This is a genomic window from Poritiphilus flavus (assembly GCF_009901585.1).
Lineage (GTDB): Bacteria > Bacteroidota > Bacteroidia > Flavobacteriales > Flavobacteriaceae > Poritiphilus > Poritiphilus flavus.
The window spans coordinates 81797-107964 of the sequence record NZ_WXYO01000007.1 but is presented as its reverse complement, the minus strand read 5'-3'; the positions used below and the strand labels follow the sequence as shown (position 1 = coordinate 107964).

The 26168-nt window shown below is 44.2% G+C and carries 24 protein-coding genes; 10 read left to right on the top strand and 14 right to left on the bottom strand.

Annotated elements, in window-relative coordinates; translation table 11 throughout:
* Positions 1-2: 2 nt before the first annotated feature.
* The 6 genes from GTQ38_RS15615 to GTQ38_RS15590 form a co-directional block, all read right to left on the bottom strand.
* Positions 3-599, bottom strand: coding sequence for an SPOR domain-containing protein (locus GTQ38_RS15615; RefSeq protein WP_161436489.1), 597 nt, complete (start codon positions 597-599; stop codon positions 3-5).
* 154 nt (positions 600-753) lie between these two features.
* The gene (locus tag GTQ38_RS15610; RefSeq protein WP_161436488.1) at positions 754-1584 is read right to left on the bottom strand and encodes a CvfB family protein; all 831 of its coding nucleotides are present in this window, start codon (positions 1582-1584) and stop codon (positions 754-756) included.
* A gap of 69 nt (positions 1585-1653) precedes the next feature.
* A complete protein-coding gene (locus GTQ38_RS15605; RefSeq protein ID WP_161436487.1) occupies positions 1654-1998 on the bottom strand; it encodes a DUF2853 family protein in 345 nt (114 codons plus the stop codon).
* A 36-nt stretch (positions 1999-2034) separates the two neighbouring features.
* Positions 2035-3780 carry a 2-succinyl-5-enolpyruvyl-6-hydroxy-3-cyclohexene-1-carboxylic-acid synthase gene (menD, locus tag GTQ38_RS15600; protein ID WP_161436486.1) on the bottom strand — a complete coding sequence of 582 codons (1746 nt, stop codon included), beginning with the start codon at positions 3778-3780 and terminating at the stop codon, positions 2035-2037.
* A gap of 46 nt (positions 3781-3826) precedes the next feature.
* The gene (locus GTQ38_RS15595; RefSeq protein ID WP_161436485.1) at positions 3827-4885 is read right to left on the bottom strand and encodes a chorismate-binding protein; all 1059 of its coding nucleotides are present in this window, start codon (positions 4883-4885) and stop codon (positions 3827-3829) included.
* Between the two features lies 1 nt (position 4886).
* Positions 4887-5309, bottom strand: a complete 423-nt coding sequence (locus GTQ38_RS15590; RefSeq protein WP_161436484.1) for a PaaI family thioesterase — start codon at positions 5307-5309, stop codon at positions 4887-4889.
* Between the two features lie 67 nt (positions 5310-5376).
* Here GTQ38_RS15590 and GTQ38_RS15585 point away from each other — a divergent pair, with 67 nt between their 5' ends.
* Positions 5377-6024: an alpha/beta hydrolase gene (locus tag GTQ38_RS15585; RefSeq protein WP_161436483.1), complete on the top strand. Its 648-nt coding sequence runs from the start codon at positions 5377-5379 to the stop codon at positions 6022-6024.
* On the top strand, positions 6021-6569 hold the full coding sequence (locus GTQ38_RS15580; protein ID WP_161436482.1) for a GNAT family N-acetyltransferase: 549 nt from the start codon (positions 6021-6023) through the stop codon (positions 6567-6569). The genes GTQ38_RS15585 and GTQ38_RS15580 overlap by 4 nt, the downstream gene beginning before the upstream one ends.
* A 58-nt stretch (positions 6570-6627) precedes the next feature.
* Here the strand turns inward: GTQ38_RS15580 and GTQ38_RS15575 are convergent, their stop codons facing one another.
* The 3 genes from GTQ38_RS15575 to GTQ38_RS15565 all read right to left on the bottom strand — a co-directional run bounded on the left by GTQ38_RS15575 (position 6628) and on the right by GTQ38_RS15565 (position 10221).
* Positions 6628-7569, bottom strand: a complete 942-nt coding sequence (locus tag GTQ38_RS15575; RefSeq protein ID WP_161436481.1) for a hypothetical protein — start codon at positions 7567-7569, stop codon at positions 6628-6630.
* A gap of 101 nt (positions 7570-7670) precedes the next feature.
* Complete coding sequence (gene dnaK, locus GTQ38_RS15570) at positions 7671-9578, bottom strand: molecular chaperone DnaK (RefSeq protein ID WP_161436480.1); 1908 nt, start codon at positions 9576-9578, stop codon at positions 7671-7673.
* A 190-nt stretch (positions 9579-9768) separates the two neighbouring features.
* On the bottom strand, positions 9769-10221 hold the full coding sequence (locus tag GTQ38_RS15565; protein WP_161436479.1) for a nuclear transport factor 2 family protein: 453 nt from the start codon (positions 10219-10221) through the stop codon (positions 9769-9771).
* 115 nt (positions 10222-10336) lie between these two features.
* Between GTQ38_RS15565 and panB the strand changes: the two genes are divergently transcribed.
* The 4 genes from panB to GTQ38_RS15545 all read left to right on the top strand — a co-directional run bounded on the left by panB (position 10337) and on the right by GTQ38_RS15545 (position 13892).
* Entirely contained in the window at positions 10337-11155 is an 819-nt protein-coding gene (panB, locus tag GTQ38_RS15560) for a 3-methyl-2-oxobutanoate hydroxymethyltransferase (protein ID WP_161436478.1), read from the top strand.
* An 894-nt stretch (positions 11156-12049) separates the two neighbouring features.
* Positions 12050-12433 carry a four helix bundle protein gene (locus GTQ38_RS15555; RefSeq protein ID WP_317169080.1) on the top strand — a complete coding sequence of 128 codons (384 nt, stop codon included), beginning with the start codon at positions 12050-12052 and terminating at the stop codon, positions 12431-12433.
* A gap of 196 nt (positions 12434-12629) precedes the next feature.
* A complete protein-coding gene (locus GTQ38_RS15550) occupies positions 12630-13316 on the top strand; it encodes an RluA family pseudouridine synthase (protein ID WP_161436477.1) in 687 nt (228 codons plus the stop codon).
* A 48-nt stretch (positions 13317-13364) separates the two neighbouring features.
* A complete protein-coding gene (locus GTQ38_RS15545; protein WP_161436476.1) occupies positions 13365-13892 on the top strand; it encodes a DUF4252 domain-containing protein in 528 nt (175 codons plus the stop codon).
* On the opposite strand, the gene GTQ38_RS15540 is transcribed toward GTQ38_RS15545, so the two are convergent.
* Positions 13882-15426: a hypothetical protein gene (locus tag GTQ38_RS15540; RefSeq protein ID WP_161436475.1), complete on the bottom strand. Its 1545-nt coding sequence runs from the start codon at positions 15424-15426 to the stop codon at positions 13882-13884. The two genes, GTQ38_RS15545 and GTQ38_RS15540, sit on opposite strands and share 11 nt — an antisense overlap.
* A gap of 146 nt (positions 15427-15572) precedes the next feature.
* Here GTQ38_RS15540 and GTQ38_RS15535 point away from each other — a divergent pair, with 146 nt between their 5' ends.
* Together GTQ38_RS15535 and leuB are read left to right on the top strand one after the other, a co-directional pair.
* A complete protein-coding gene (locus GTQ38_RS15535) occupies positions 15573-16745 on the top strand; it encodes a 2-isopropylmalate synthase (RefSeq protein WP_161436474.1) in 1173 nt (390 codons plus the stop codon).
* Positions 16746-17864 carry a 3-isopropylmalate dehydrogenase gene (gene leuB, locus GTQ38_RS15530; protein ID WP_161436473.1) on the top strand — a complete coding sequence of 373 codons (1119 nt, stop codon included), beginning with the start codon at positions 16746-16748 and terminating at the stop codon, positions 17862-17864.
* Positions 17865-17926: 62 nt separating this feature from the next.
* Here the strand turns inward: leuB and GTQ38_RS15525 are convergent, their stop codons facing one another.
* A complete protein-coding gene (locus GTQ38_RS15525) occupies positions 17927-19147 on the bottom strand; it encodes a peroxiredoxin family protein (RefSeq protein ID WP_161436472.1) in 1221 nt (406 codons plus the stop codon).
* Between the two features lie 126 nt (positions 19148-19273).
* Between GTQ38_RS15525 and pheT the strand changes: the two genes are divergently transcribed.
* Entirely contained in the window at positions 19274-21697 is a 2424-nt protein-coding gene (gene pheT, locus GTQ38_RS15520) for a phenylalanine--tRNA ligase subunit beta (protein WP_161436471.1), read from the top strand.
* A 1-nt stretch (position 21698) separates the two neighbouring features.
* Here pheT and GTQ38_RS15515 read toward each other — a convergent pair whose 3' ends face one another.
* Entirely contained in the window at positions 21699-22253 is a 555-nt protein-coding gene (locus tag GTQ38_RS15515) for a fasciclin domain-containing protein (RefSeq protein WP_161436470.1), read from the bottom strand.
* A gap of 212 nt (positions 22254-22465) precedes the next feature.
* Between GTQ38_RS15515 and GTQ38_RS15510 the strand changes: the two genes are divergently transcribed.
* A complete protein-coding gene (locus GTQ38_RS15510) occupies positions 22466-23185 on the top strand; it encodes a hypothetical protein (RefSeq protein WP_161436469.1) in 720 nt (239 codons plus the stop codon).
* 45 nt (positions 23186-23230) lie between these two features.
* Here the strand turns inward: GTQ38_RS15510 and GTQ38_RS15505 are convergent, their stop codons facing one another.
* On the bottom strand, positions 23231-24364 hold the full coding sequence (locus GTQ38_RS15505; protein WP_161436468.1) for a hypothetical protein: 1134 nt from the start codon (positions 24362-24364) through the stop codon (positions 23231-23233).
* Positions 24365-24390: 26 nt separating this feature from the next.
* The gene (locus GTQ38_RS15500; protein ID WP_161436467.1) at positions 24391-26019 is read right to left on the bottom strand and encodes an ABC-F family ATP-binding cassette domain-containing protein; all 1629 of its coding nucleotides are present in this window, start codon (positions 26017-26019) and stop codon (positions 24391-24393) included.
* Between the last annotated feature and the right edge of the window lie 149 nt (positions 26020-26168).

Sequence of the window (26168 nt, the reverse complement as noted above, 5' to 3'; positions counted from 1 at the left end):
GTTTAGTAAGGGTCCTCTATCTTAATGCGTTTACCGTCCTTATAAGAAGCCACAAAAGCATCCTTGAATCCCATTTCCACTAACTGAGCACGGAATTTCTGGGCTTCCTGAAGGGTTTCAAAATTCCCTAAAGAATAGGAATAAAAAGGATTGGTCTTTACAAACATGGTGTTGGTAAGTGCCTCAGAAGCCAGGGTAACATTATTTTCAACAAAGGATTTTACCTGAACGGAATACACTTTCTCCTTTTCCAAAAAGCTTTTAGCCAGGTAGAATTCCTTGACCAGGCTTAATTCTTCGTTTTGCTGACTGAGGTTATCTATTCTTGATTTAACAGCGTCCAGGCTGTCAATGGATACTAAAAGACTTTGATTCTCCAACCCTTTTGAACTACTAAGGCCTGCGGTAAATGAGAAAAGCGCAAGCGCGCCGATGAGGAAGACCGCGGTAAACCCGGCCAGGACATTACGCTGGATCTTACTGCGCTTAAGTTCCTTGTTCTTGAACTTGATTTGATCTAAAAGACGCTCGTTAATGATCTGGGCCTTATCGATGTCTTTGTGCAGTTCCAGCAAATCACTTTCCTCTATAAATGGCATAATTAATTGGGTTTAGGGGATTTGTCGCTAAAAGTAAATAAAAACCTTAAAATCAACAAAATAAATGTTGTGAGTTTGAAGTAGTTAGTGGTAAGGATTCTGTTTCAGTACGTTAAGTTTAAAAACCTGCTTTTCGCTTACTTAGGATGTCTCTCTACACTTTGTAGATCCCATCAGGTCTGATCTCAATTTTTCTCGCTTTGTAAAGTGTCCCGATGGCCTTTTTAAAGGTCTTCTTACTCATCTGGAACAAGCTCTTTATCTCCTCCGGGGAACTTTTATCATGGACTCCCAAAAAACCATCAGCCTGAAGCAGTTGTTCGTAAATCATTTGTGCTGCAGGTTCCAGTCTGTCAAAACCCAAAGGTTCCAGGGAAATGTCCAGTTTATTGTCCGGCCTGATCTGCTTTACAAAGCCCTGGATCCGGTCGCCCACCTCAAGCTTTTTAAAAACCTCATTGGCATAAACCAGGCCCCGGTGGCGATTGTTTACGATAAGATCCCAGCCCAGATCGGTTTTCCTGTTAACCAGTAGCTGCACTTCCTCGCCTTGCTTTACATCCAGATTGTTGTTGGAAAGGAACTTTTCCACCCTTCCACTGGCCACCAGCCGGAAAGATTTCTCATCCAAATAACAGAAAACCACATACCACTTTCCCTCTTCCATTCGAACGGGCTGTTCCCTGAACGGCACCAGGAGGTGTTTTTCCAGACCCCAGTCTAAAAAAGCGCCGGTCTCGTTCACCTCGGCCACTCGCAGGTAACCAAAATCGTTGCGTTTGATAAAGGGATCTAAAGTTGTAGCGATCGGCCTTTCTTCGTGATCCAGATAACAGAATACCTCCAAAGTATCACCAATCGCAAAGTCCTGAGGAGCATATTTCGTCGGGAGCAGAAGGTCATCCACATCCTCATCGCCCAGAAACAAGCCTACCCTTGTACTTCTCAGAATACTCAGGCTGTTGTAGTTGCCAATTTCAACCATATTGCAAAGGTAGGTTTAAAAGTAAAAAGCCGCCAGTAAATGGCGGCCTGATCCTATTTTTACTTCGGATTAGTTGTAAACAGCTTCCTTGTTAAAATGCCTGGCGAGCATATAATACACCACCGCTCGGTGTTTATTTCTTTCGGAAGCGCCATAAGTATTGATAACGCTTTTTATGGCTTCCATAAGCTCCGGGGAATCCGCAAGACCCAGCTTTTTAATGAGGAAATTGTTTTTCACGGTTTCAAGTTCGCCCTCATCGGAACCGGATACTTTGGAAGCATCAAGATTGTAGATTGCCGGACCCAGGCCAATAGTCACTTTAGTTAGAAGATCCATGTCCGGACTCTGGTCAAATTTTGTCTGGATGTCGGCGGCGTACTGCTCGATCAATTCATCTCTTTTACTGCTCATAACGTTAGTGTTTATATAGTTTTTATAACAGATGGCCTAAGATAGAAAATCAAAATATGTAAGCAAAATTTTGTCATTCTGATCCCTGGGAGTCCTAATCTCCAGAAGTTTAGGGGTATGCGAGGGCTCGTAAAAGCCAGAGAGTTCCCGGCTTAGTCCCTCCTCATCGGTCACCAGTGAATGATCGATGTTATAAAGTGCACAGAGCCTGGCAAAATCCAGTTTATGAACAGTCTCAAAATAGTCCTTGAAGTTATTCGTTTCTTCTTTGCCTGGTAGTATCCTGAAAATACCACCTCCCTCGTTATTGATGACGATCATCCTGAAATCCGCACGTATATAATTATTCCAAAGTGCATTGCTGTCGTAAAGGAAGCTGAGGTCCCCTGAGATGAGAAGTGTAGGATTAGTATCGTACAAGGCCCCGCCAATAGCGGTGGAGGTACTGCCATCTATCCCACTGGTTCCCCGGTTGCTAAAAACCCTCAGGGAGGCGTCCATATCCATTAGTTGAGAATATCGCACTGTTGAGCTATTGGCCAAATGAACCTGGTAGCCTTTAGGGATGGTGCCCTGAATGTGCTGAAACACCTTCAGATCAGAAAAAGGGATCTGCCCGAGGTATTCAGATCGCTTTGCGAGATACCGCTGCCTTACCGATTCCCACCGGCTATAATAGCCCTCTTCGGAAGTCTTACATAGGGGAAGAAAGGCTTTAAAAAAGTCATTGGCTCCTGATACAAAATGGTTTGAAAGGCAGAAGAAAGTATCGTAGGCTTTTTTAGTATCTATATGCCAGTGATGGCTGGGTTGGTAATTTCTCAGGAAGGCCTTTATCTTCTTGGAAACGATCATTCCACCAAAGGTAAGCAGTACTTCCGGCTGAAGATCGGAAAATAAACCGTCTTTATCTTCTGATTTTTCTATGGGCGCAACGATGCTGTCAATGCTGGGAAAAAAATTGGGGTGATGCAGGTTCGAGGTGGTTTCGGTCAACACCAGCACCGTCGGGTCATTTCCCAAAGCGTCCAGCACATCCTGATCCAGGGCTCCCGGTGATGAAACCCCAACCAGGATCATTTTCCTGGAACTCGAATTCCAGATCTCCGCGAACTGATCCAGGTCTGAAAGTGAATCCCGTTGGCCTGACACCTCATCGGATTCCAATACCACAGGCGAAACTGACATTTCCGTAAACTTTTCGTAAAGCGGTTCTTCAAAAGGAACGTTGATATGAACCGGACACTTATCCTTTATCGCGATGTTGAAAGCCTTATTCAATTCACCATCATTATGATGTTGCACCTCTTCCTGCTTTTTGGAGATTTCCGGGTTTGAAAGCGTTTCCTCTGAATATTCCTCAGCGCGACAATCCAATTTCAGATTTGCCGAGTATCCTATTAGATGGCCAAAAACGTTTTCCTGCCTTATGGTTTGCCCATCCCCTATATCGATCTTTTTTGGGGGGCGGTCCGCAGAAATTACCAGCATAGGAATATCGCTGTAAAAAGCCTCAGAAACTGCCGGGAAGTAGTTCAACACCGCACTACCGGAAGTGCATACAACAGCCACGGGCCGCCCGGTCTGTTGTGCTATTCCCAGGGCGAAAAAAGCCGCGCATCGCTCATCCACAATACTGTAACAATTAAAAAATGGATCTTCCGTAAAACCAATGGTCAGTGGGGCATTTCTGGAACCCGGAGATATCACAATATCTTTTACAGCTCGGGCCTTGCAATGATAAACTACAGATTGTGCAGCGGGAATATTGGAATATTTCATAAAAACATTCAAAAATACAACGCAACTAACTTCTTCCCAATAATTCTCATGAATTAAATAGGGCTTTTAGCATAGTATTACTCTTGGCCACAGTTTCCCCCCATTCACTTTGCGGATCAGACTCAGCGGTGATCCCACCACCAACATAAACAAGGGCCATATCATTGACCAGTTGCATGCACCGAAGATTCACGTAAAGGTCACAATCAGACTCGCCATCCAAGCCCAATTCCCCGAGATAGCCGGTGTAAAACTCCCTGTCATATCCTTCCTTTTCCAGGATAAAATCTTTGGCTACCTCCAAAGGGATACCACAAACCGCCGGAGTCGGATGTAATGCCCTGATCACCTCACCCAATTCATTCTTTTTTAACCTACCCCTTATTTGGGACATCAAATGCCAGAGTTGTCCAGCCCTTACCGCATTTTCTTCGGTTAGTTCCAGCGCCGTGGTAAATGGTCTAAGTTTATCCAAAAGATAAGTTGTCACTAAACCCTGTTCTTTCCTTTCCTTGGTGGTCCAAACCGGTGGCTTTCCATCCTGATAGGAATATGTGCCAGCAAGGGACATGGTAGTCAGCTCATTTTTACGAATGGACACTAGTGTTTCTGGCGTGGCTCCCATCCAAAGGCCTGAAACCGGATGGTACCATAAATAACAAAATGCGGTAATGTACTTATTTAGCAGAGTTTGGAATACTTTTAAAGGGGAATGATGACCCCTGGCCTCGATGTTTCTGGAAAGCACAACCTTCTCCAAGTCCCCGGCCTTAATTTTAGCAATGCCTTTAGCGACCAGATCCAGATGGAACTGCTGAGCTTGGGTATCAGCCGCTGGAGGCTCGGTGAGTTGACCAGTCTTATTCGCGCCATGCTGGTAAGATGTGCTGACTTGTTCGTCCGGCCTCAATAACAACGCTGGTTTGTTCGAATTAAAAGGAGCAAAAACAAAACCTCTTTCTGTAAAGTCACTGAGGAAGAAGGAATGCTCATCCCTTTGAAAAATACCTTTTACCAAAGGATCAGAAGGCTTTCTGTAGAGAACGAAAGGAATTTTACGAGTGAGATGGTCCTCAGCTTTCAGTAAGAAATTTTCAAAATCCATCTTACTCCCTGGGCAGGGCAATTGTCGTTAACTTGCATAAGGAGATCAGTTGTTCATCCTTATCTGTTATTCTGATATCCCACAGTTGCGTTGTGCGTCCGTTATGGAGCAAGGTAGCCCGGGCAAAAACGTCACCCTCTTTGATGCTTTTTACGTGATTTGCAGAGATCTCTATGCCCCGCACAAAGAACTTCTTTCCATCCAGAAATACGTAAGAGGCCGCACTGCCAACACTCTCGGCAAGTGCTGCGGTGGCCCCTCCGTGAAGTACGCCATCCGGTTGATGAACCTTAGGGCTCACCGGCATCCTGGCCACAAGAAAATTCTCGCCCACATCTATATATTCAATTTCCAGGGTTTCCATTAGGGTCCCCTTGCAAATCTCATTGCAAACACTGAGAATCTTTTCCTTGTATTCGTTCATAAAGTCTATTTTTTTTTGCAAAGCTAAGCCATACGAATAAGAATGCCTATTGCCTTATATTTGATTTATGAATTCAAGTGAGAAGAGAGTGCACTACAAGGCCTCCAACACCTATGCCACTTTAAATGCCATAACTCCTGAAACCCGGAATATCTGGATGGTCTTTCATGGAATAGGCTACCTGAGTCGTTACTTTCTAAGGTACTTTGAAGATCTTGATCCCAAAGCGAACTATTTCATCGCACCACAGGCACCTGCCAAGTATTATCTTGGCAATGCCTATAAACATGTAGGTGCCAGCTGGCTGACGCGTGAAAATACCGCCGAGGAAATTGAAAACGTGATGAATTACCTGGACGAGGTTTACCAGGCTGAAGATCTGCCCGATGATGTGGAAAGACTGTTATTCGGTTTTTCACAAGGAGTGTCTATCGCCTTGAGATGGCTGGCTTTAAGAAGGCCCAAGTGCGACAGGTTGATACTCTATGCGGGTGGTGTTCCCAAGGAATTGAGCGAGGAGGACTTCAGGTTTTTGGAAAATGCCGATATCCGCGTCACGGTGATTGCAGGCACAGAGGATGAATTCATAACACCACAAAGATATCAGCAGGAGTTAGTGAGGTTACAAAGCCTGTTTCCGCAAAAAGTTGATGCCATCACTTTCGAAGGAGGTCACGAAATACAAAAATCCATCATTCAACAACTTATCTCATGAGCAAAACATTGATACTGGAAGATGAAGTAGTGCTTTTATCCCCATTGACCCTGGATAACTATCATCATCTTTTGGAAGTAGCCTCCCAGGAAAGACTCATTCAGTATTCTCCTTCAGAAATCAGTACGTCATCAGCCCTGGAGCAATATGTGATCAGGGCCCTCAAACTGCAAGACCAGGGCAGCGCTTTACCGCTGATCATCTTTGACAAACGCTCTTCCAAATATGCCGGAAGCAGTCGTTATATGCATATCGACGGGAGAAATAAAACCGTAGAGATTGGTTCCACCTGGATAGGCAGGGAATTTCACGGCAGTGGTCTGAATACCCATATGAAAAAGCTGATGATCGACTATGCTTTTGAGGAAATGGGGATGGAAAAAGTGGAATTCCGGGTGGATGAACGCAATATTCAGTCCCGTAAAGCCGTGGAAAAGCTCGGGGCCGTACTTGAAGGTATTTTGAGGAAGAACATCTATCTGACCGATGGCTTCAAAAGGAATACCTGTTGCTACGGAATCCTTAAAGAGGAATGGGATAAATAGTTTCTCTCATTTATGCCGTAAGTGGCTTCAACATTTCTGGGGTTGGGATCTGTACCCCCTACTCTTCTACCTCTGCCTCCAGGGGTTCAAAATAAACGATCCGTCTGGTGGTATAGGAATTTTCAGGAGTGATGATCTGCTTGATCCAGTTCCCGTCTGCCCCTCCGTCAAACTGGTAGATGTATTCCTTGCGTTCTTCAAGGGATCCAGAGGTTCGGGCGGTTGCACTAAGCAAACCGTTTTCGTTGTAACTATAATTTATAAGGCTGGAAGGCTTAAAAGATTTCTTGGATTCGTCATACTGAAACTCCTGTTCAGAGATCAACTTTCCTTCCTTATCGTATAGGGCCTCCACAGCTTTACTGGGAATTCCCTGAATAAAATCTTTGGTCAGCACCAATTTGTAATCAATGCCTTTTTTCTTCTTTGCCGAAGTTCTGACAGATCTTAAAAGACTACCGTTGAGGTAGGTGGATTGGGTGTTCTCGTCCTTGTAGGTAGTGTATTCTATTTTGGTTTCGTCTATTCCTTCGTTATTAGAACGGGTTATTTTGACCAGGCGGTTCTCTTCGTCGTACAAATATTCGTATTGATCCAGGAATTCTTTGGCGTAGGAAAGAATTCTTTCTGTTACCTTCCTGTTCTCCAGGGTATCTATTTCGTAAATATGGGCTATTGAGGTATACTTGTCAAAAAGTCCGTCCCGATAGTTTTCATTTCGGCGTTCAATCAATTCATCTCCCTGATATTTGTAGTAGGTAACATCGTAGTCTTTTTCATTGAACCGCGTCACGGATTTTGTCAGCAGACCGGCTTCGTTAAATTCGAATTCTTCTTTACCGTAATCAGTAATAACAAGGCAGGATTTTACTCTTCCCTTCAGATCAAAGTCCGCCCTGCTAAAGATTTTGGGTTCCTGTGCTCGCAACAAAGTTGCACCCAGTATCAGCCAGCTAATGGATAAAATCTTACAAAATGTATCAGAGTAGTTTTTTATCATATACACAAAATTACTTTATTCTCCTTCAACTAGAACAAAATGTATACCAAAAAAAGGCGGGAAAAACCCGCCTTTTTATTAACGCATAAACTTAGTTATTCTTATTTCACTTCTTCGAAGTCTACGTCTTCTACATTATCTCCTTCTTTAGACTGATCCTGGGATGCGGTATCGCTTCCGTTTGAAGAAGTGGCCTGCTGGGCTTCAGCCTGTGCTTTATACATCTCCTCAGAAGCAACTTTCCAGGCTTCGTTGATCTTCTCCAGCGCAGGGCTGATCACTGCCAGATCCTTGGATTCGTATGCCTTTTTCAGCTCTTCCAACGCGTCTTCGATAGGTTTCTTTTTGTCTTCAGACAGCTTATCTCCAAACTCGCTAAGTTGCTTCTCGGTCTGGAAGATCATACTATCCGCTTCGTTGAGCTTATCTGCTGTTTCTTTGGCTTTTTTATCAGCTTCCGCATTGGCTTCGGCCTCGGCTTTCATCTTTTCGATCTCCTCTTCTGTAAGTCCTGAAGAAGCTTCGATACGGATATCCTGGGTTTTATTTGTAGCCTTATCTGTGGCAGATACTTTGATGATACCATTGGCATCAATATCAAAGGTTACCTCAATCTGAGGAGTACCTCTAGGTGCAGGAGGGATCCCATCCAGATGGAACCTTCCTATGGTCTTATTGTCTCCTGCCATCGGACGCTCTCCCTGAAGCACGTGAATTTCCACTGAGGGTTGATTGTCTGCCGCGGTTGAAAATATCTGAGACTTTTTTGTTGGGATTGTCGTATTGGCATCGATCAATTTCGTCATTACACCGCCCATAGTTTCAATACCAAGGGATAAAGGTGTTACATCCAAAAGCAATACGTCTTTCACATCTCCCGTAAGTACCCCACCTTGAATTGCGGCACCAACAGCAACCACCTCATCAGGGTTTACCCCTTTTGACGGCTTCTTACCGAAGAATTTCTCAACGGCTTCCTGAACAGCAGGGATCCGGGTGGAACCTCCTACCAGGATAATCTCATCGATATCGCTTTTAGACAGTCCGGCAGACTTTAAAGCGGTCTCACAAGGTTCGATAGTTCTTTTAACAAGATCAGCGATCAACTGCTCGAACTTAGACTTTGCCAGGGTCCTTACAAGGTGTTTAGGTCCTGAAGCCGTAGCCGTAACATAGGGCAGGTTGATCTCAGTCTGGGCAGAGGAAGACAATTCAATCTTTGCCTTTTCAGCAGCCTCTCTCAGGCGCTGCAAGGCCATAGCATCATCTCTAAGGTCTATTCCCTCATCTTTTTTGAACTCATCCGCCAACCAGTCAATTATTTTTTGATCTACATCGTCACCACCCAGGTGAGTGTCACCGTCCGTGGCCAATACCTCAAATACACCATCACCCAGTTCCAGGATGGAAACGTCATGTGTACCCCCTCCAAAATCGAAGACCACTATTTTTTGATCTGTATCTTTTTTATCCAGTCCGTACGCAAGGGAAGCCGCAGTAGGCTCGTTAATGATTCGCTCAACCTTAAGTCCGGCAATCTCACCCGCCTCTTTTGTAGCTTGTCTTTGAGCATCGTTAAAATAAGCAGGAACCGTGATCACTGCCTGGCTCACTGTCTGCCCCAGGTAATCTTCCGCGGTTTTCTTCATTTTCTGAAGGATCATGGCTGATAATTCCTGAGGAGTGTACAAACGTCCGTCAATATCTACCCTGGGAGTGTTATTATCTCCTTTTACCACTTTATATGGTACCCTGTCTGCCTCTTTTTGAGATTCAGAGTACTTGTTCCCCATAAAGCGTTTTATGGAATAAATGGTCTTATGCGGATTCGTTACCGCCTGTCTCTTAGCCGGATCCCCCACCTTAATCTCACCACCCTCTACAAACGCAATTACGGAGGGTGTGGTGCGCTTTCCTTCCGCATTAGGGATCACAACGGGCTCATTACCTTCCATCACTGAAACGCAAGAGTTTGTTGTTCCTAAATCTATTCCAATTATCTTACTCATTATATGTTGTTTTAAATTCGTGTTTCTCAGTTTAAATCAACTTGACAGTGTCAAACAATATGCCAATACAGCAAAACTGACATGATGTCATTGCAATTATGACTGTAGGCCTGTTTAGCCCTGTAATTTCAAGTGTTTCTAGTGGGATCTGGCAAAAATCAGCTCAGTAGTGAAGTATTGAATTGCTGATTTACTGGCAGCCTTCGCGCCTTCGTGTATCGATTAGATAGATGATCTTCCAACCGGAACCGTCATTGAAAAGCTGGAAAGAATTTACCCCGCAATGATGGAATTTGTCATTTAACCAGAACTCATATGGGGTCCAGGCATTGGCCATGGCTCCGTCAATCTGGATATTGAAGGAAAGTAGTTTTTCCTGGAATTTAACGCTGTCGGGAATAGAAACAATCGACTTGATCAACTTTTCAAATTTCTCCGTCCGTACCAGGGTCTCACCCTCTTTATTTTTTCCTATCGTTTGTAAAATAGGTTCTTCAGAAACCGTTTGCTTCATTATGATGGAATCCTGTTTGTGGAAACCGTCAAAAAAAGCTTCAATGGTCTTTTGAACTGCCATTTCCTCGGACTGGGCAGCGACATGCAGAGACAAAAGCAAAATAACTAAGAGGGTAATGTTTTTCATATCCGGGTTTTAGCTTTGTCCAAATATAGCCTAAAACATCTAATATGGCTGTTTAAATAGTCGCGGTGGCATTCCAACAAATCTCCTTACATTTAGCCCTCTAAACCATTCTAAGATGTCTACCGCAAAAAAAGAGTACAAACGCGTGACGGTAAAGTCGCTCGTTGAAATGAAGCAGCAGGGTGAAAAGATCTCCATGCTCACCGCCTACGATTATTCCATGGCTAAAATCGTAGATAACGCCAAAGTGGATGTGATCCTGGTCGGTGATTCAGCCAGTAATGTCATGGCCGGTCATGAGACTACTTTACCTATCACCCTGGACCAAATGATCTATCATGCCTCCTCGGTGATAAGAGCAGTGAAAAGGGCTCTTGTAGTGGTGGATATTCCTTTTGGCAGTTATCAAAGCGATCCCAAAGAAGCGCTTCGATCCGCAATAAGGATCATGAAGGAAAGCGGAGCTCATGCGGTTAAAGTTGAAGGGGGTGTGGAAATAAAGGAATCGGTAAAAAGGATCCTAAATGCCGGGATACCGGTAATGGGGCATTTGGGTTTAACACCTCAATCCATTTACAAGTTTGGGACCTATACCGTTAGGGCCAAGGAAAAAGATGAAGCGGACAAGCTGATGGACGATGCCAAAATGCTGGAGAAACTGGGTTGTTTTGGTATAGTGTTGGAGAAAATTCCGGCCGAACTCACCAAAAAGGTTTCCGAAAGTATTTCCATTCCAACAATTGGTATCGGCGGTGGTAAATACGCGGACGGGCAGGTACTGGTCATTCATGATTTGCTGGGTATGACCCACGAATTCAATCCGAGATTTTTGAGGCGTTATATGAATCTATACGAAGATATGGGGAATGCCATTTCCAGTTATGTGAACGATGTAAAAAGTCAGGATTTCCCGAGTGACGAGGAGCAGTATTGAGTGTTAGAAGGATAGACGGATGGATGGTTAGACGGTTAGAAGGTTGGACGAGTAGAAGGAGGGCTAGACGGTTAGACGGATGGACGATTAGATGGATGGGTGGATAACTAGATGGTTAGACGTTTGGACGGTTCGATGGTTAGGCGGATGATGATTGGAGGGTTGGATAGTTAGACGGATGGATGGTTAGACGGATGGATGATTGGATGATTAGACGGTTAGATAGTTGGAGGGGTAGACGGTTAGACGGATGGACGATTAGATGGATGGGTGGATAACTAGATGGTTAGACGTTTGGATGGTTCGATGGTTAGACGGTAAACTGATTACTGTTCACTGTTTACTGATTACTGTTCACTGTTCACTGCCAACTGAACTCGGGGTTCTAAACCCCTCCCCAATCTCAAGTTAGCTGATTTGACTGCAATTCAAAAGCAGGAAATACGAAGACTAAGTCCAAGTCAAAGCGTAAGCTTAAGATCCGGTTCAATTTGTAAGGGAGACTGTTTACTGTTCACTGTTTACTGTTCACTGTTCACTGATTACTGCAATTCGAAAGCAGAAAGGCTAAGACTTTATTTGAACATTTGGAAATGTAACAATGAATCAATTTGAAGGTTTGACAATTTGAAAATTTGAAAATGAGAAATCGGGAAGTTGTGAAAGTGTAAAATTGTGAAACTGTGAAATTGAGGATTTCAAGTTTTGAAGCCAGAAAACTACCAACGGTTAACTATCAACTAAATTGATAGGCGGTTCGATGGTTAGACGGATGGATGATTGGAGGGTTGGATAGTTGGATGGTTCGATGATTAGACGGCTAGACGGATGGAAGTATAGATTTCTTGACATTTGGGTCTTTAGAGGGCTGGAATGCAAAATAATTGCTTTTTTGTGAATCCATGGGATGGATTAATTTCAGCGAAGATGCATAGCTTTAAAAAGCTTGATATTTGGAAAAGGAGCAGAGTTTTTTGTACATCAATTTATCGATTGACGAACGACTTTCCAGATACTGAAAAATTCGGGCTTGTAGTTCAATTGAGGAGAGCGGCGGTTTCCGTACCCTCAAATATTGCTGAAGGAACTTCAAGAAGGACTAAGAAAGATTTTAGAAGGTTTCTTGACTTTGCCATCGGATCCTTATATGAAATCGAAACACAGCTCCTGATCGCCCAAGACCTGAATTATATTGACAGCAGTATCTTTAATACCATAAATTCGGATTTGCAATCAATCATAAAAATGACATCTAAGTTCAAGTCCACGATGAAATAGGAAAGGTTTGCCAAACGAATATAGTGATCCGTAAGTCCAAAAATCTAAAAGTCCAGAAATCCAACAGTCAAACAGTCTAACAATCCAATAATCCAATAATCTAATGGTCCAACGGTCTAAAAATCTAAAAGTCCAGAAATCCAACAGTCTAAAAATCTAATAGTCTAATAATCCAACCCTCCCAACCTCCAAAACCTTGCGATCTAACCCTTCAAATCTGGAAGTATTATACGAAGACAATCACTTAATCGCGATCAATAAGCGATCCGGTGATATTGTTCAGGGCGATAAGACCGGAGATATTCCCTTGAGTGAGATCGTTAAGCGGTTTCTAAAAGCGAAATATAAAAAAGAAGGTAACGTTTACCTGGGAGTGGTTCACCGGTTAGACAGGCCAACTACAGGCGCCGTAATATTCTCAAAAACCTCTAAGGCTTTACCCAGATTGAATAAGATGTTTGTTGCGAAAACCGTTACAAAGACCTATTGGGCGCTAGTGCAGAATAAACCCGAGGCCGAAAACGGGAAGTTGATCCACTGGTTAAAGCGGAATCCCCGTCAAAATAAATCCTATGCCTATCCCAAGGAAGTACCGGATAGTAAGCAGGCCATCCTCAATTACAGCTTAAGGCAGAAGCTAGACAATTATTATTTGCTGGAGATCCAACTGGAAACAGGAAGACATCATCAGATACGCTGCCAACTTGCCGCTATTGGTAGCCCGATAAGGGGTGATCTGAAATACGGTGCCCCGAGGAGCAACAGGGACGGTAGTATTTCATTACATTCCAGGAGTATCTCATTTGTACATCCCGTTAAAAAAACTCCGCTACAGATCGTAGCTCCTCCTCCCGCTGACCCGATCTGGGCCTCCTGCATTTGATTTTTTTATACCTTTAGAAGGCTTGATGCCAAGACAAAACACTATACCGTGCTCAAAAAAACACTATCCATTTGCTGCCTGCTCCTTCTGGTGAGTTGTGGCAGTTACAACTCTATAGATCGCTTTTATGAGGCCCATAAGAACGATGACAAGGTAACCGCGATCCGGGTCCCACAATTCTTGCTGTCCATGATAGCCGGTAGTTCCCCGGAAATGGGCTCATTGGTCGGGAATACAAAAGACCTCAGATTTATGTCTTTTCCCAGCACAACAGATTCCCAGACCAGGTTCCTTAATTCCCAAATGAACAATATAACCGGGACTTCCTTTATTGAAGTCTTCCGAAATAACGACGAGCTCAAGAGGCATGTGGTCTCTATTCGGGAAAGGCGAAATACGGTTAAGGAGATCCTGATCTACAACAACAACAAACGCAGTGGCTCCTTCATCTATTTCAATGGGAATTTCGATCCGGTTAAAATCAAACAAATGGCTCAAAGTAAACACTTTGAGAACCTGGATGAAGGCCTCATCCAGCACTTTAACGTCAAAACTCCGGGTTTGGTTAACGAGTAAGTACCATAGCCTTTTCCCTTATGATCTGGGCTACAGGCTTATTTTGTAAATGGCTTTCCAGCCATGACAAGATATCAAGATAGAGGAAAGCCCTCTTTTCATAAGGGTGATTCTCGTACTTTTTTAAGCGGTCGTAGAGCTTCCGGAATTCCTGTTTCAATTCATGTGGATAAATGTCTCCCAGGTTTCTCAAAAAGCGAATCATTTCTTTCTGGACTTCATGGAGATCATTCATTTTAAGCAGGAATTTGTAAGTGCTTTTTAGCTGCACTTCCAGGTGATAATCCATTCCGGCTTCATAGTGAGCTACCAGGCTCAGCACCCTGGCAAAACACATGAGGTCTTCCCTCATTTTAAGGTTCTTATTGTTGATGATGCGTTTCAAATACTGTATGCACATTTTGTTGTCGCCAACACCAAAATACAGACAGGCTATTTTGTAATAAAATACCATAACGTGATGGGCATCGATCCGGTCTTTGTGTTTTGCGATCCCGTACTCAATGATCTTGACCAGGTACAGGCCTTTCTCAAAAGTCCCTTCAAGGAAGTGAAGGTTCAGTTTGTTGGCATTGATATACAGGAAAGCCAGGGAGGCAATATTGTCGTTCTTAGGAAAATTGGGTTCACTGACAATGGCCTCAAGCTTATCAAGTGTCACTTTAAATTGAGTGCTATATTTTACAAAAAACAAAGACTCTAACAAATAATGATTTCCCTTTAGAAAAAAAACGGGATTCAGGTAGATCATCTCTTTCTGTTCGTAAAAAAGATCTACCCATTTGTTGGCGTATTTGTAGCACGACAAGAAATCCTGGATCAGGAAACTGTACCAAAGGTGTGCCTTATAAAGCCACAGTTTTTCCCGGAAACCCAGATCTTCGATCTGGTATTTTGGCAAATGGGCATCAAAGTAGCGCTGTACTTTCTGAAAATCCTCATCATTTCGGACATACCCAACCTTTAGCATCATACCATATAACTGAAGTGAAAGATTGGAAAGCTTGCTGGTCATCACATTCTGCTCCGAAAGCGTTTTTGCCTGAACCGCCAATTCATCTGCCCTGTCTGGAATACTTCGGGTGATATACTGGGTCTCAATGATCTTTTCCAACTCCACGATCTCGTAAGCAATATTCTTTTCTTCGTTTTCTATCGCTGTCGCCTTCACTTTGTCCAGGATCTTGAGGCTTTGTTTGTAAAGGCCTTTTTGATAGAGGATGGTCGCGAAATCCAGTTGTTCCCTGATCTGTACACGGATATTCTGGTTAACAGGATTTAGCCTAAGGCTAACCAGGATCTGCCTGTATAAATGGGCTTTGAGATTGGAGAGTTGGGTCTTTTTTACGATCCCGCTTTCTATGATGATCCCTTCATCATAAGCCCTCATCTTGTCTAGTAAATTGAATAGGGCAAGAAATTTGGCATCAGTATTTACCCCAAGCCGCCCGACGTACAACTTAAACTGACGTTTTTCGGATTTGGAAAGCGACTTGACCAAGACAAACAAGGCATCTTTATGGGTATTTGTCATCGTAAAAAATACAATTTAAATAATTGTTTACCAGTAAATTACATAACCTTAAATGTAACTTAACATTGTAAATACCCTGTTTACTTTCAGGGTGTTCGATAAGCTAAGTATATATTCGTATAGGTGACATAAAGAATGTAAATATAATGCGTAAAGATAAGGTACACATTTTTGATACCACTTTAAGGGATGGGGAGCAGGTTCCCGGCTGTAAGTTAGACACGTCCCAGAAGCTGGTCATTGCAGAACGTCTGGACCAGTTGGGAGTGGATATCATAGAAGCCGGATTTCCCATTTCAAGCCCTGGGGATTTCCAATCGGTATCCGAAATTGCCAAAGTGGTCAAAGAGGCTACAGTTTGCGGGCTGACCCGAGCGGTTAAAAAAGACATTGAAGTCGCGGCGGAAGCGCTTAAATCTGCCAGGATACCCAGAATTCACACCGGAATCGGAACTTCGGACTCACACATCAAATTTAAATTCAACTCCACTCGAGAAAAGATCCTGGAAAGAGCGGTAGAAGCAGTAAAGTATGCGAAATCATTCGTAGAGGATATCGAATTCTATGCTGAAGACGCGGGAAGAACCGATAACGAATACCTCGCAAGGGTATGTGAGGCGGTTATCAAAGCCGGCGCCACTGTTCTGAACATTCCTGACACTACGGGATACTGCCTTCCTGAAGAGTATGGAGCCAAAATGAAGTATCTGAAAGAGAATGTTAAAGGGATAGAAAAAGCTATTTTATCCTGTCATTGCCACAACGACCTTGGCCTGGCCACCGCCAACTCCATTTCAGGGGTAATAAACGGGGCAAGGCAAATTGAATGTACCATCAATGGTATTGGAGAGCGTGCCGGCAATACTTCCCTTGAAGAGGTGGTGATGATACTGCGGCAGCACCCGGATCTCAATCTGGATACGGGGATTAACAGCAAGTTGTTGTACAGTACAAGCCAGATGGTTTCTCAAAAAATGGGTATGCCTGTGCAGCCCAACAAAGCTATCGTTGGTTCCAATGCCTTTGCCCACAGCTCCGGAATACACCAGGACGGGGTAATCAAGAAAAGGGAGACTTATGAGATCATTGATCCTGAGGATGTAGGAGTCAATGAATCTTCTATAGTGCTGACCGCGAGAAGCGGAAGGGCTGCCCTGGCCTATCGGGCCAAAAAAGTGGGTTATGAGCTTACCAAGGTTCAGCTGGACAGCGTCTACGATGAATTCCTGAAGTTTGCAGATCGCAAAAAGGAGATTTTGGATGAGGATATCCATCAGATCGTAATTGCCAGCAAGGTCAATATCGAAAGCATTGCTTAAATGAATTTGAAGATCGCCCTGCTATCCGGAGATGGGGTCGGCCCAGAGGTAACCGCACAGGCCGTAAAATGCCTTCAGGCGGTTGAGGAGACCTTTGGACATCAATTTACATTTACTTCTGCCTCTGTAGGCGCCATTGCTATTGAAGAAACCGGAGACCCCCTACCAGAAGCCACATTGGACCTGTGCAAAGCGTCAGATGCCGTGTTGTTCGGGGCTATCGGAGATCCTAAATACGACAATCAACCAGATGCCAAGGTACGGCCGGAACAAGGCCTGCTAAGACTTCGCAAGGAGTTAGGGCTGTTCAGCAATATAAGACCGGTACAGGTTTTTCCTTCTTTGCTGGACCAGTCCCCGCTGCGTAAATCGATAATCAAAGGAACGGATTTTGTAATCTATCGCGAGCTCACCGGAGGGATCTATTTTGGAGAAAAGACATTAAGCGAGGATGGTACACGGGCTTCGGATCTTTGTGTGTATACGGAAAAAGAGATCAGTAGAATTGCGCATCTGGCTTTCAAAGCCGCCAAAGGAAGAAAGAAAAAGCTAACCCTTGTGGACAAGGCCAATGTATTGGAATCTTCCAGGTTGTGGCGCAGGGTTGTTTCAAAGATCGCGGAAAGTTACCCTGAAGTAAAACTCGATTTCCTGTTTGCAGACAATGCCGCCATGCAGATCATATTGAATCCCAGGCAGTTTGATGTCATTCTTACCGACAATCTGTTTGGGGATATCCTTTCGGATGAAGGAAGTGTAATAGGCGGATCGATTGGCCTCTTACCTTCAGCTTCGGTAGGAGAGCAGCACGCATTGTTTGAACCCATTCACGGCTCCTACCCACAGGCTAAGGGAAAGAACATGGCCAACCCTGTGGCGTCCATACTTTCAGCAGCCATGTTATTGGATCATTTTGGGTTAACTGAAGAAGCTCAAGCGGTTGTTGCAGCGATAAACAAGTCTATGAAAAAAGGCATAGTAACGGAAGACCTGGATGCACAGAGCAAATACGGCACGGACGAAGTTGGGGAGTTTGTAGCAAGCAATATCGTAGATTCGGACGATTACCAGAGTATGAACAAGGAAAACATCGGATTGGGAAAATCCACTATCATTTAATTACATTTTTTTTTCGCCTAAAAGACCTTCCTTAGCTGGAAGGTTTTTTTATTTCACATCCCTTATTCACTAAGCAAAACTTCGACAAAATCGCCGAATTCCTTTTTGAATTCAGTGTATTTGGATCCTGTTGCCGGACCGTTAAAACCCGTGTGTATCTTTCTTACAGCCCCGCTTTTATCCAAAAAAATTGTGGTGGGATAAGACAAAACATGGTTTAACATAGGTAATTTCTCATTAGCTTTAACTTTGTTAGAAGTACCAAACTGAGCCAGCAATATGGGGTAGGGAACTCCAATGCGCTCGCGTAACCTGGAGATCCCTTCAAAAGCTTTTTCCGGGGTTTTTGCATATTCAAAGGCAAGTGCTACTACCTGAAAGTCCGGATGATCATGCTGCTCCAGGTATTCCACCAAAAACTTAGTCTCATCCAGACAATTGGGGCACCAGGTGCCCATGATCTGAACCACAACCGCCTTATCCTTGAATTGGGTATCGCTGAGGGAAACATTTTTACCAGAGGCATCCGGGAAAGAGAATTCAAGGCGGTCAAAACCTTCCTTTAGATAAGTAAGGGAATCCTCATCCGGTAATTCAAATGCCTCATTGCGTTTGCCCGTAAAAGGTTCCTTGAAATGGTTACCTGAATAGAAAGTGCCATTAAGGGTACTGTCTGATATGCTAGCCGCGAACAAGAATGCATGAGCTCCGTCAAAAGTGGAGAGCTTAAGGGAGTCTGCATCTACTACTCCTTCCAGATAGCGATAGTCTCCTGTAGTGGTTCTGAAAGTGCCTGTTACCTTATCCCCATTTTGAGTAAAGATACCTTTGGCCATGTAGCTGTCTTCGGTATTCGCGCTAAACTCCGCTTCCCAGATCCCGGAAACATTCACTTCTGCGGGCCTTAACTGCTCAAAACGAGGTTTTTTACCATAGGTGGCCTTAAATGGCACTACCCTTTTAAGACTTTCCTTAATAAAATCGCCGGTAATGCTGGATTCTCCAAATCGCCCGGCAATATAACCTTCAAAGACCGGCATTTTAATGTGAATTGAGTCGGCATCCACAGAGATCTCATCGATAGTGACCACTTCATTTGCATTGTAAACTTCCATGAAATAGGCGTCTCCGTTTTTAGTTAGCTTGAAATTGAAAGGTAAGATCTGATCGTCCATCAGATAGAGTTTGCCCAGCCAGTCACCTTGCTTCATCTCGGCATGCTGTCTTTCCCCGCAACCACAAAAGAGCAGCATTACAATAGCCAGACATAGAACTGTTCTCATAATTTAAGGATCTTTGATAAATCAGAATTAGCGAGTGGAACTTACGACAAAAAACGCAGCAATTCAATAGCGGGTGGTTGAATGTAAGGAAGCATTGTTTTATCTTTGGGGGCTTAAAACGGGGGGATGAACATTTCGTATAACTGGTTAAAGCAATTTCTCCAAATAGACTGGGAAGCGGAGAAAACCGGCGAACTACTGACAGATCTGGGTTTAGAAGTTGAGGGTATCAGTTCTTTTGAGTCTGTTAAGGGCGGACTGGAAGGCGTGGTCGTAGGCCATGTACTGAGCTGTGAAAAGCATCCCAATGCGGATAAACTAAAATTAACTCAAGTAGATATTGGCGAAGGAGAGCCAGTGCAGATCGTTTGTGGAGCTCCCAATGTGGATAAGGGACAGAAAGTTCCGGTCGCTACCATTGGCACTACCCTATATGACGCCGAAGGAACGCCATGGAAGATCAAAAAAGGTAAGATCAGAGGGGAAGAGAGTCATGGCATGATCTGCGCCGAAGACGAACTTGGATTGGGAGAGGATCACGATGGCATTATGGTCCTTGCCGATCATTTTGAGCCCGGCACCCCGTGTAAAGAGATCTTTGATATTGAGAACGACCAGGTTTTTGAGATCGGGTTGACTCCCAACCGTGCTGATGCCATGAGCCATTTTGGTGTGGCCAGGGATCTCAAAGCAGGCCTTATCCAACGCGAGCTTCAGCCTCAGTTGAATACGCCATCTGTCAGCAATTTCAGAATAGACAATCGCTCCTTAAAATTGGATGTAGACGTGGAAGACCACAACCTGGCACCGCGGTACTGTGGCCTTACCATCAGCAATCTTATTGTACAGGCCTCCCCGGACTGGCTTAAAAACCGCCTCAAAGCCATAGGTCTGAAACCGATAAACAATATAGTTGATGTAACGAATTACGTGCTCCACGAGTTAGGGCAACCCCTGCACGCTTTTGACGCCAGCCGCATCTACGATAAAAAGATCGTGGTTAGGAATGCGAAAAAAGGCACCAGGTTTATGACCCTGGACGGAGAGGAACGCGAATTACACGAGGATGATCTTATGATCTGTGATGGGGAAAAACCCATGTGTATTGCCGGGATCTTCGGAGGCATCAATACCGGAGTTACAGAAGATACCACCTCCATTTTCCTTGAAAGCGCCTATTTTGATCCGGTGAGCGTCAGGCGTACCGCAAAGAGACATGGCCTGAGTACTGACGCCTCTTTCAGGTTCGAAAGAGGAGTGGATATCAACAATGTGGAATATGCCCTTAAAAGGGCCGCGCTCTTGATCAAGGAAATCGCCGGAGGGGATATCACTTCTGATATTGTAGACCTTTACCCTAAAAAGAAGTCTAACCAGCAGGTCTTTCTGACCTTCGAAAAGATCAATTCCCTGGTAGGTCAGGAAATACCGAAAGACACTATTAAGTCTATACTGGCTTCACTGGATATTCAGGTGAAAAGTGTCACGGAATCCGGACTGGGCCTGGAAATACCGTTCTACAGGGTAGACGTAGAAAGGGAGGTGGATGTGATTGAAGAGATCCTCAGGGTTTTCGGATATAACAATGTTCACTTTGATGATAAATTCAATACCTCTGTGGCCCCAAGTTCCAGGTATGAAGACTATCGCCTGCAAAATGTAGTGGGCGACTTTCTGGCTTCCAAAAGCTTTTTTGAGATTCTTTCCAATAGCCTGACCAATCCGAAATACGAGGAGATCTTGTCCATTTCCAATTCGGAACAGGTGAGTATCCTCAATCCGTTGAGCGGAGAACTTTCAGTGATGAGACAATCTTTGCTGTTTTCGGGTCTGGAAGCAGTGGCTTACAACATTAACAGAAAAAGATCCAACCTGAGGCTTTTTGAATTTGGTAAGACCTATCATCAGGCAGATGAAGGCCGACAGGAAAACACCCACTTGTCCGTACTGATCAGTGGAGACCGCCATTCGGACAGTTGGATCCTGGAGAACAGGAAGTCGGATTTTTATTTCCTTAAAGCCATAGTAGAAGCCGTAATTGCGCGCCTGGGCATCTCCGGATTGAGCAGCGAACCTTTGGAGAGCGAATTAGTCTCTGAGGGACTTGCCTTATTCAAAGGTAAAACCCGACTGGCTTCACTTGGTGTTGTCGAAACTGCTGTGCTACAGATTTTTGATATCAAACAGGAAGTGCTATATGCAGACCTGGAATGGGATCATCTGGTCCGGCTTGCCGGAACCACTTCCATCGTTTTTGATGAAATTCCCAAATACCCGGAAGTTAAAAGAGACTTCGCCCTGTTGATCGATGATCATGTGACCTTCAGGCAAATTCACGATATCGCGTTGCGGTCTGAGCGTAAACTCTTAAAAAATGTGTCCTTGTTCGATGTCTATACCGGTAAGAACCTCCCGGAAGGCAAAAAATCGTATGCTGTGAGCTTCACCCTTCAGGATAAGCAAAAGACGCTTACCGACAAGCAGATAGACAAAATCATGAACAAATTACAGCAGCAGTACGAGTCTGAACTGGGTGCGGAACTGCGGTAATTTACATTTGTGCTGGTAAGATCACCCGGTCAATGACATGGATCACACCGTTCTTCTGACCGGCATCAGCAGTGGTAATCCTCGCGGTATTTCCGTAGCAATCCCTCAGAACGATATCTATACCGTCCATACTGGCGGTAAGCTCATCACCATTAACCGTTGTAAAGGTGGCTGTACCTGCTCCACGGCACATGGCCTTAAGGATCTTAGAGGCAGTCAGGTTGCCCGCCACTATATGATAGGTAAGCATGGCTTTCAACTCTTTTTTGTTTTCCGGATGGAGTAAGCGGTCAATTTGACTGGCGGAAAGTTGTTCAAAAGCCACGTCTGAAGGTGCAAAAACGGTAAAAGGACCGGCACTGCCTAAAGTCTCCTCCAGGTCTGCCGCGCGTACCGCAGCTAATAAGGTCTTGTGGTTCTGAGATTCCTGGGTCGTTTCAATGATTGTGTTCTGCTGACTGTTCGAGTCGTAATCCATTACAGGGCGATACTGGGCTTGGGTAACAGAGACAGAGAGAAAGAGCATTAAGGCGAGTGGGGCAGCCATGCATTTCATAGGGGAACTGGTTTTAAGTTTCGTGTTATATAAAAGTATCGATAAACTGCATACTTTCATCGACAATATACAATTTCAGCCTGAAAATTCCCTAAGTCCAAAATGCAGTTCATAGAAATTAACAAAATATTAACAGTCTGATTCATACCTTAAGGATTGATATAGATTCAGCTATTCCGTATTTTTGAAGGAATTGCTAGAAAAAGAAAAAAATGAGACTGAAAACCACTAACATTCCAGAAAAATTATCAGCCCTGCGAGACAGGGAAGTGAATGAAGAAGTACTTCTTCGGGAAGTTAAGGAAATACTCCGAAAAGAGGAAGCCAAGGATTCCGAAATTCTCGAAACCCTTTCAAAGGGAAAAGGCACACTCACTAACTCTTTTGATTTTGATCAGCTGGAGACCGGGCGGATCTTCCACAAAGAGCAGATCAAAAAGATCTGTATCGAATACCGGCTTCGTTTTTTGGATTCCAGATACTTTAAAGGTGAGATCCCGGTGGAAGCCTTAAGCAGGATCAAAAGACTGGAGACCCAGCACGATACAAGCTTAAAAGGTTTCAAAATAGTAGCGCCTTCCAAACTTTTCAAACTGGAAGATAAGAACGATCCTTTGCTCTTTGCTCCCATAGGGAATGATTATTTCTACCTTATCCACCATTGGGGGAATGATCTGCATCCGCTGCGCCGGCTTTTTGTATGGCCATTTAAAAATATCATCAACCTAAGCCTGCTGGTGCTGTTGATGAGTTATCTGTTCACACTTATGGTGCCGGAGGGACTCTTTTCAAAGAATAATTCTACGGGAGAGTTTTGGATCATATTTTTCTTTATGTTCAAATCCGTTGCCGCCATAGTGATCTTTTATGGCTTCGCGTTGGGCAAGAATTTCAACCACGCGATCTGGAACAGCAAATATTTTAATGCCTGACGCAAAGGAATACCCGGATAATCATGTCCGATAGCCCAGCTATTACTAGTCGATAAATATTTCCAGTGGTACCCCGGGGAGATCAATGTTGTCTATAAAGGCAGGGTCCGGAACCGGTTTTATCCTTAATATACCGCCTTTGCTCTGATCCGAACTTTTTTGATAACCAATCAGGATCAGGTTATTCTTATGATCATAACCGATGGTCCGCGTGTCTTCAATTTCAAATTCAAACAGCCGCTCCTCCTCGGTTAAAAAGTTCTCATAGAAATACAGCACGGCGGTATTGTTCTCAAAGTCATACACTCCAGGTATACTGGGGTATGCAGTACCATCCAGATCTGTTGGCATGCGGTAATAGAGATTGCCGGGAAGGTCGAAAAAACTACCATCCTTATAGCCAAATTTAGGTTCTTTCCCGTCGTCGTAGCGTACGGTACTGGTGATAGCCATACTCTGACTGTTTACAATGAGATGCTGGCTGGGATAGCTTACCATGATGTCCCCATCCGGATTCTTGAACAATTTCAGAACGGACGAATCCAGGTTAATCTCATGTACGAAGGCGTTGGTATTCCGGTCAATAACAGCTAGTGAAAAATCATCGGTCTCCTCCTGAGACAATACAAATACTCTACTGCCTGAAACCACCATTTGGAGAGGAGCATCCTCGGTTTCAATGTCCTGGAATGTATTATCGCTGCCACTGGTATCCAAAGCGCGAATAAAGTAGTCTTTCTCCCCTACTCCCGCCCCGGGTATTTCATAGGCGATATAATAATCGGAACCTCCAAAGGCCAGTGCCCTTGTTTGTAGGTTACAGTTTAAGGGGTCGGTAAAAACCGAATGGCTTTCGGATTCAAAGGTTTCGAAATCGTATTTTCGGATAATCGCGCTGCAATCCGAATCGGCGGTAAGAAAACCCCAAAGTTTTTCTTCTTTATAGCTCAATTCGGGAGCTGCGGAATTGCTAAAAGGAATTGTACCCGGATTAATCCCGATGCTCTCCGCATTCGCGTTCAAAAGTGCACTGGATAGGATCTCATCTGTTGTAAGAAGTACGGAATAGTCTGCATCCACACTCTCCGTCTCTTTTTCATCGCCCGTAGGTTCCTCACCGGAATCGCAGGCGAGAACGAGCATGGCCAATAGGGCCAGCCAATAACTGTAGGTTTTCATGCTGATACAATTTGGGTGTCTGCCGGCTAAACGGGAATGGCGTACATCTTATCTCGTTGTTCCCGAATAGACTTATCAGACATATATTCATCAAACGTCAAATATCGGTCAATAGTATCTTTGGGGGTTAATTCTACGATCCTATTTGCCACAGTTTGAGCGAATTGATGATCATGGGTTGTGAACAGCACTGTACCCTTAAAATTCTTGAGAGAATTATTGAAAGCCGTAATGCTTTCCAAATCCAGGTGATTGGTAGGCTCATCGAGCAATAGCACATTGGCCCTGAGCATCATCATTCGGCTCAACATGCAACGCACTTTTTCTCCTCCGGAAAGTACACTGCTCTTTTTCAATGCCTCTTCGCCACTGAACAGCATTTTACCCAAAAATCCCCGAATAAACACCTCTTCCCGCTCTTCTTCTGTTTTCGCCCACTGACGGAGCCAGTCTACCAGGTTGATATCCTGCTGGAAAAATTTGGAGTTGTCCGCCGGGAGATAGGACTGGGTGGTTGTAATTCCCCATTTGTATTCTCCGGAATCTTGCTTCTTATTGCCGGTAATGATCTCAAAAAAGGCCGAAGTAGCTCGGGAATCCCTGGACAATATGGCCACCTTGTCTCCTTTTGCCAAATTCAGGTTCAAGCGCTGAAAAAGCAATTCCCCTTCGTCCGTGGAAGCAGACATATTCTCTATATTCAGTATTTGGTCGCCGGCCTCCCGCTCTCTTTCAAAAATGATAGCCGGGTAGCGCCGGCTTGATGGCTTGATATCCTCTACTTTTAGCTTTTCAAGCATTTTTTTCCTGGATGTAGCCTGTTTACTCTTGGCAACATTAGCGCTAAACCTTTGGATGAATTCCTGCAGTTCTTTGGCTTTCTCTTCAGCTTTTTTGTTCTGTTGGGCTCTTTGCCTGGCAGCCAGCTGGCTGCTTTCATACCAAAACGTGTAGTTTCCGGAAAAGAGGTTGATCTTTCCAAAATCAATATCGGCAATATGGGTACAAACCGCGTCCAGGAAGTGCCTGTCGTGAGAAACCACAATTACCGTATTGTCATATCCTGCAAGAAAGTTCTCCAACCAGGCGATAGTCTCGTAATCGAGGTCGTTGGTAGGCTCGTCCATAACCAGCACATCAGGGTTACCAAATAAGGCCTGGGCGAGAAGTACCCTTACCTTGAGTTTTGCATCCAGATCGGACATAGCGGTATAATGCAATGCTTCTGAAATCCCAAGGTTGGAAAGCAGAGCGGCGGCATCACTGTCCGCATTCCATCCGTCCATCTCTTCAAAGGTCACCTGTAACTCCCCTATTCTGTCTGCATTGGCATCGTTGTAATCCGCATATAGCGCATCGATCTCTTTTTTGATCTCGAACAAGGGTTTATTGCCCATAACCACGGTCTCCAGAACCGGAAACTCATCATAAGCATTGTGATTCTGCTCCAGTACAGACATGCGTTTTCCGGGCTCCAGGTGTACCTGTCCGGATGTAGGGTCTACCTGTCCTGAAAGGATCTTTAGAAATGTAGATTTTCCGGCACCATTTGCCCCAATAACACCATAACAATTTCCCGATGTAAAACTGACGTTTACTTCATCGAAAAGGACTCTTTTTCCAAATTGAACTGACAGGTTCGACACTGATAACATAAGCGAGCTTTAAAATTTCGGCAAAAATAGTGAAAATAATAGCCTTGCACCAATAATCTTAAAACTCCTACAAATGGTCGATTTATTAACTTCCCTTAGGTTTTTTTAACGCCCCATTAACAAGTGAAGCCTAGTGGTTTCCGTAGTTT

Excerpts from the sequence above, each read along its gene's own strand:
- GTQ38_RS15580 (WP_161436482.1), top strand. The coding sequence starts at position 6,021 with ATGAGCAAAACATTGATACTGGAAGATGAAGTAGTGCTTTTATCCCCA.
- GTQ38_RS15585 (WP_161436483.1), top strand. The coding sequence starts at position 5,377 with ATGAATTCAAGTGAGAAGAGAGTGCACTACAAGGCCTCCAACACCTAT.
- GTQ38_RS15605 (WP_161436487.1), bottom strand. The coding sequence starts at position 1,998 with ATGAGCAGTAAAAGAGATGAATTGATCGAGCAGTACGCCGCCGACATC.
- GTQ38_RS15505 (WP_161436468.1), bottom strand. The coding sequence starts at position 24,364 with ATGAAAACCTACAGTTATTGGCTGGCCCTATTGGCCATGCTCGTTCTC.
- leuB (WP_161436473.1), top strand. The coding sequence starts at position 16,746 with ATGAATTTGAAGATCGCCCTGCTATCCGGAGATGGGGTCGGCCCAGAG.
- GTQ38_RS15615 (WP_161436489.1), bottom strand. The coding sequence starts at position 599 with ATGCCATTTATAGAGGAAAGTGATTTGCTGGAACTGCACAAAGACATC.
- GTQ38_RS15575 (WP_161436481.1), bottom strand. The coding sequence starts at position 7,569 with ATGATAAAAAACTACTCTGATACATTTTGTAAGATTTTATCCATTAGC.
- GTQ38_RS15540 (WP_161436475.1), bottom strand. The coding sequence starts at position 15,426 with ATGACAAATACCCATAAAGATGCCTTGTTTGTCTTGGTCAAGTCGCTT.
- pheT (WP_161436471.1), top strand. The coding sequence starts at position 19,274 with ATGAACATTTCGTATAACTGGTTAAAGCAATTTCTCCAAATAGACTGG.
- menD (WP_161436486.1), bottom strand. The coding sequence starts at position 3,780 with ATGAAATATTCCAATATTCCCGCTGCACAATCTGTAGTTTATCATTGC.
- panB (WP_161436478.1), top strand. The coding sequence starts at position 10,337 with ATGTCTACCGCAAAAAAAGAGTACAAACGCGTGACGGTAAAGTCGCTC.
- GTQ38_RS15610 (WP_161436488.1), bottom strand. The coding sequence starts at position 1,584 with ATGGTTGAAATTGGCAACTACAACAGCCTGAGTATTCTGAGAAGTACA.
- GTQ38_RS15590 (WP_161436484.1), bottom strand. The coding sequence starts at position 5,309 with ATGAACGAATACAAGGAAAAGATTCTCAGTGTTTGCAATGAGATTTGC.
- GTQ38_RS15515 (WP_161436470.1), bottom strand. The coding sequence starts at position 22,253 with ATGAAATGCATGGCTGCCCCACTCGCCTTAATGCTCTTTCTCTCTGTC.
- GTQ38_RS15565 (WP_161436479.1), bottom strand. The coding sequence starts at position 10,221 with ATGAAAAACATTACCCTCTTAGTTATTTTGCTTTTGTCTCTGCATGTC.
- GTQ38_RS15525 (WP_161436472.1), bottom strand. The coding sequence starts at position 19,147 with ATGAGAACAGTTCTATGTCTGGCTATTGTAATGCTGCTCTTTTGTGGT.
- GTQ38_RS15510 (WP_161436469.1), top strand. The coding sequence starts at position 22,466 with ATGAGACTGAAAACCACTAACATTCCAGAAAAATTATCAGCCCTGCGA.
- dnaK (WP_161436480.1), bottom strand. The coding sequence starts at position 9,578 with ATGAGTAAGATAATTGGAATAGATTTAGGAACAACAAACTCTTGCGTT.
- GTQ38_RS15535 (WP_161436474.1), top strand. The coding sequence starts at position 15,573 with ATGCGTAAAGATAAGGTACACATTTTTGATACCACTTTAAGGGATGGG.
- GTQ38_RS15500 (WP_161436467.1), bottom strand. The coding sequence starts at position 26,019 with ATGTTATCAGTGTCGAACCTGTCAGTTCAATTTGGAAAAAGAGTCCTT.
- GTQ38_RS15595 (WP_161436485.1), bottom strand. The coding sequence starts at position 4,885 with ATGGATTTTGAAAATTTCTTACTGAAAGCTGAGGACCATCTCACTCGT.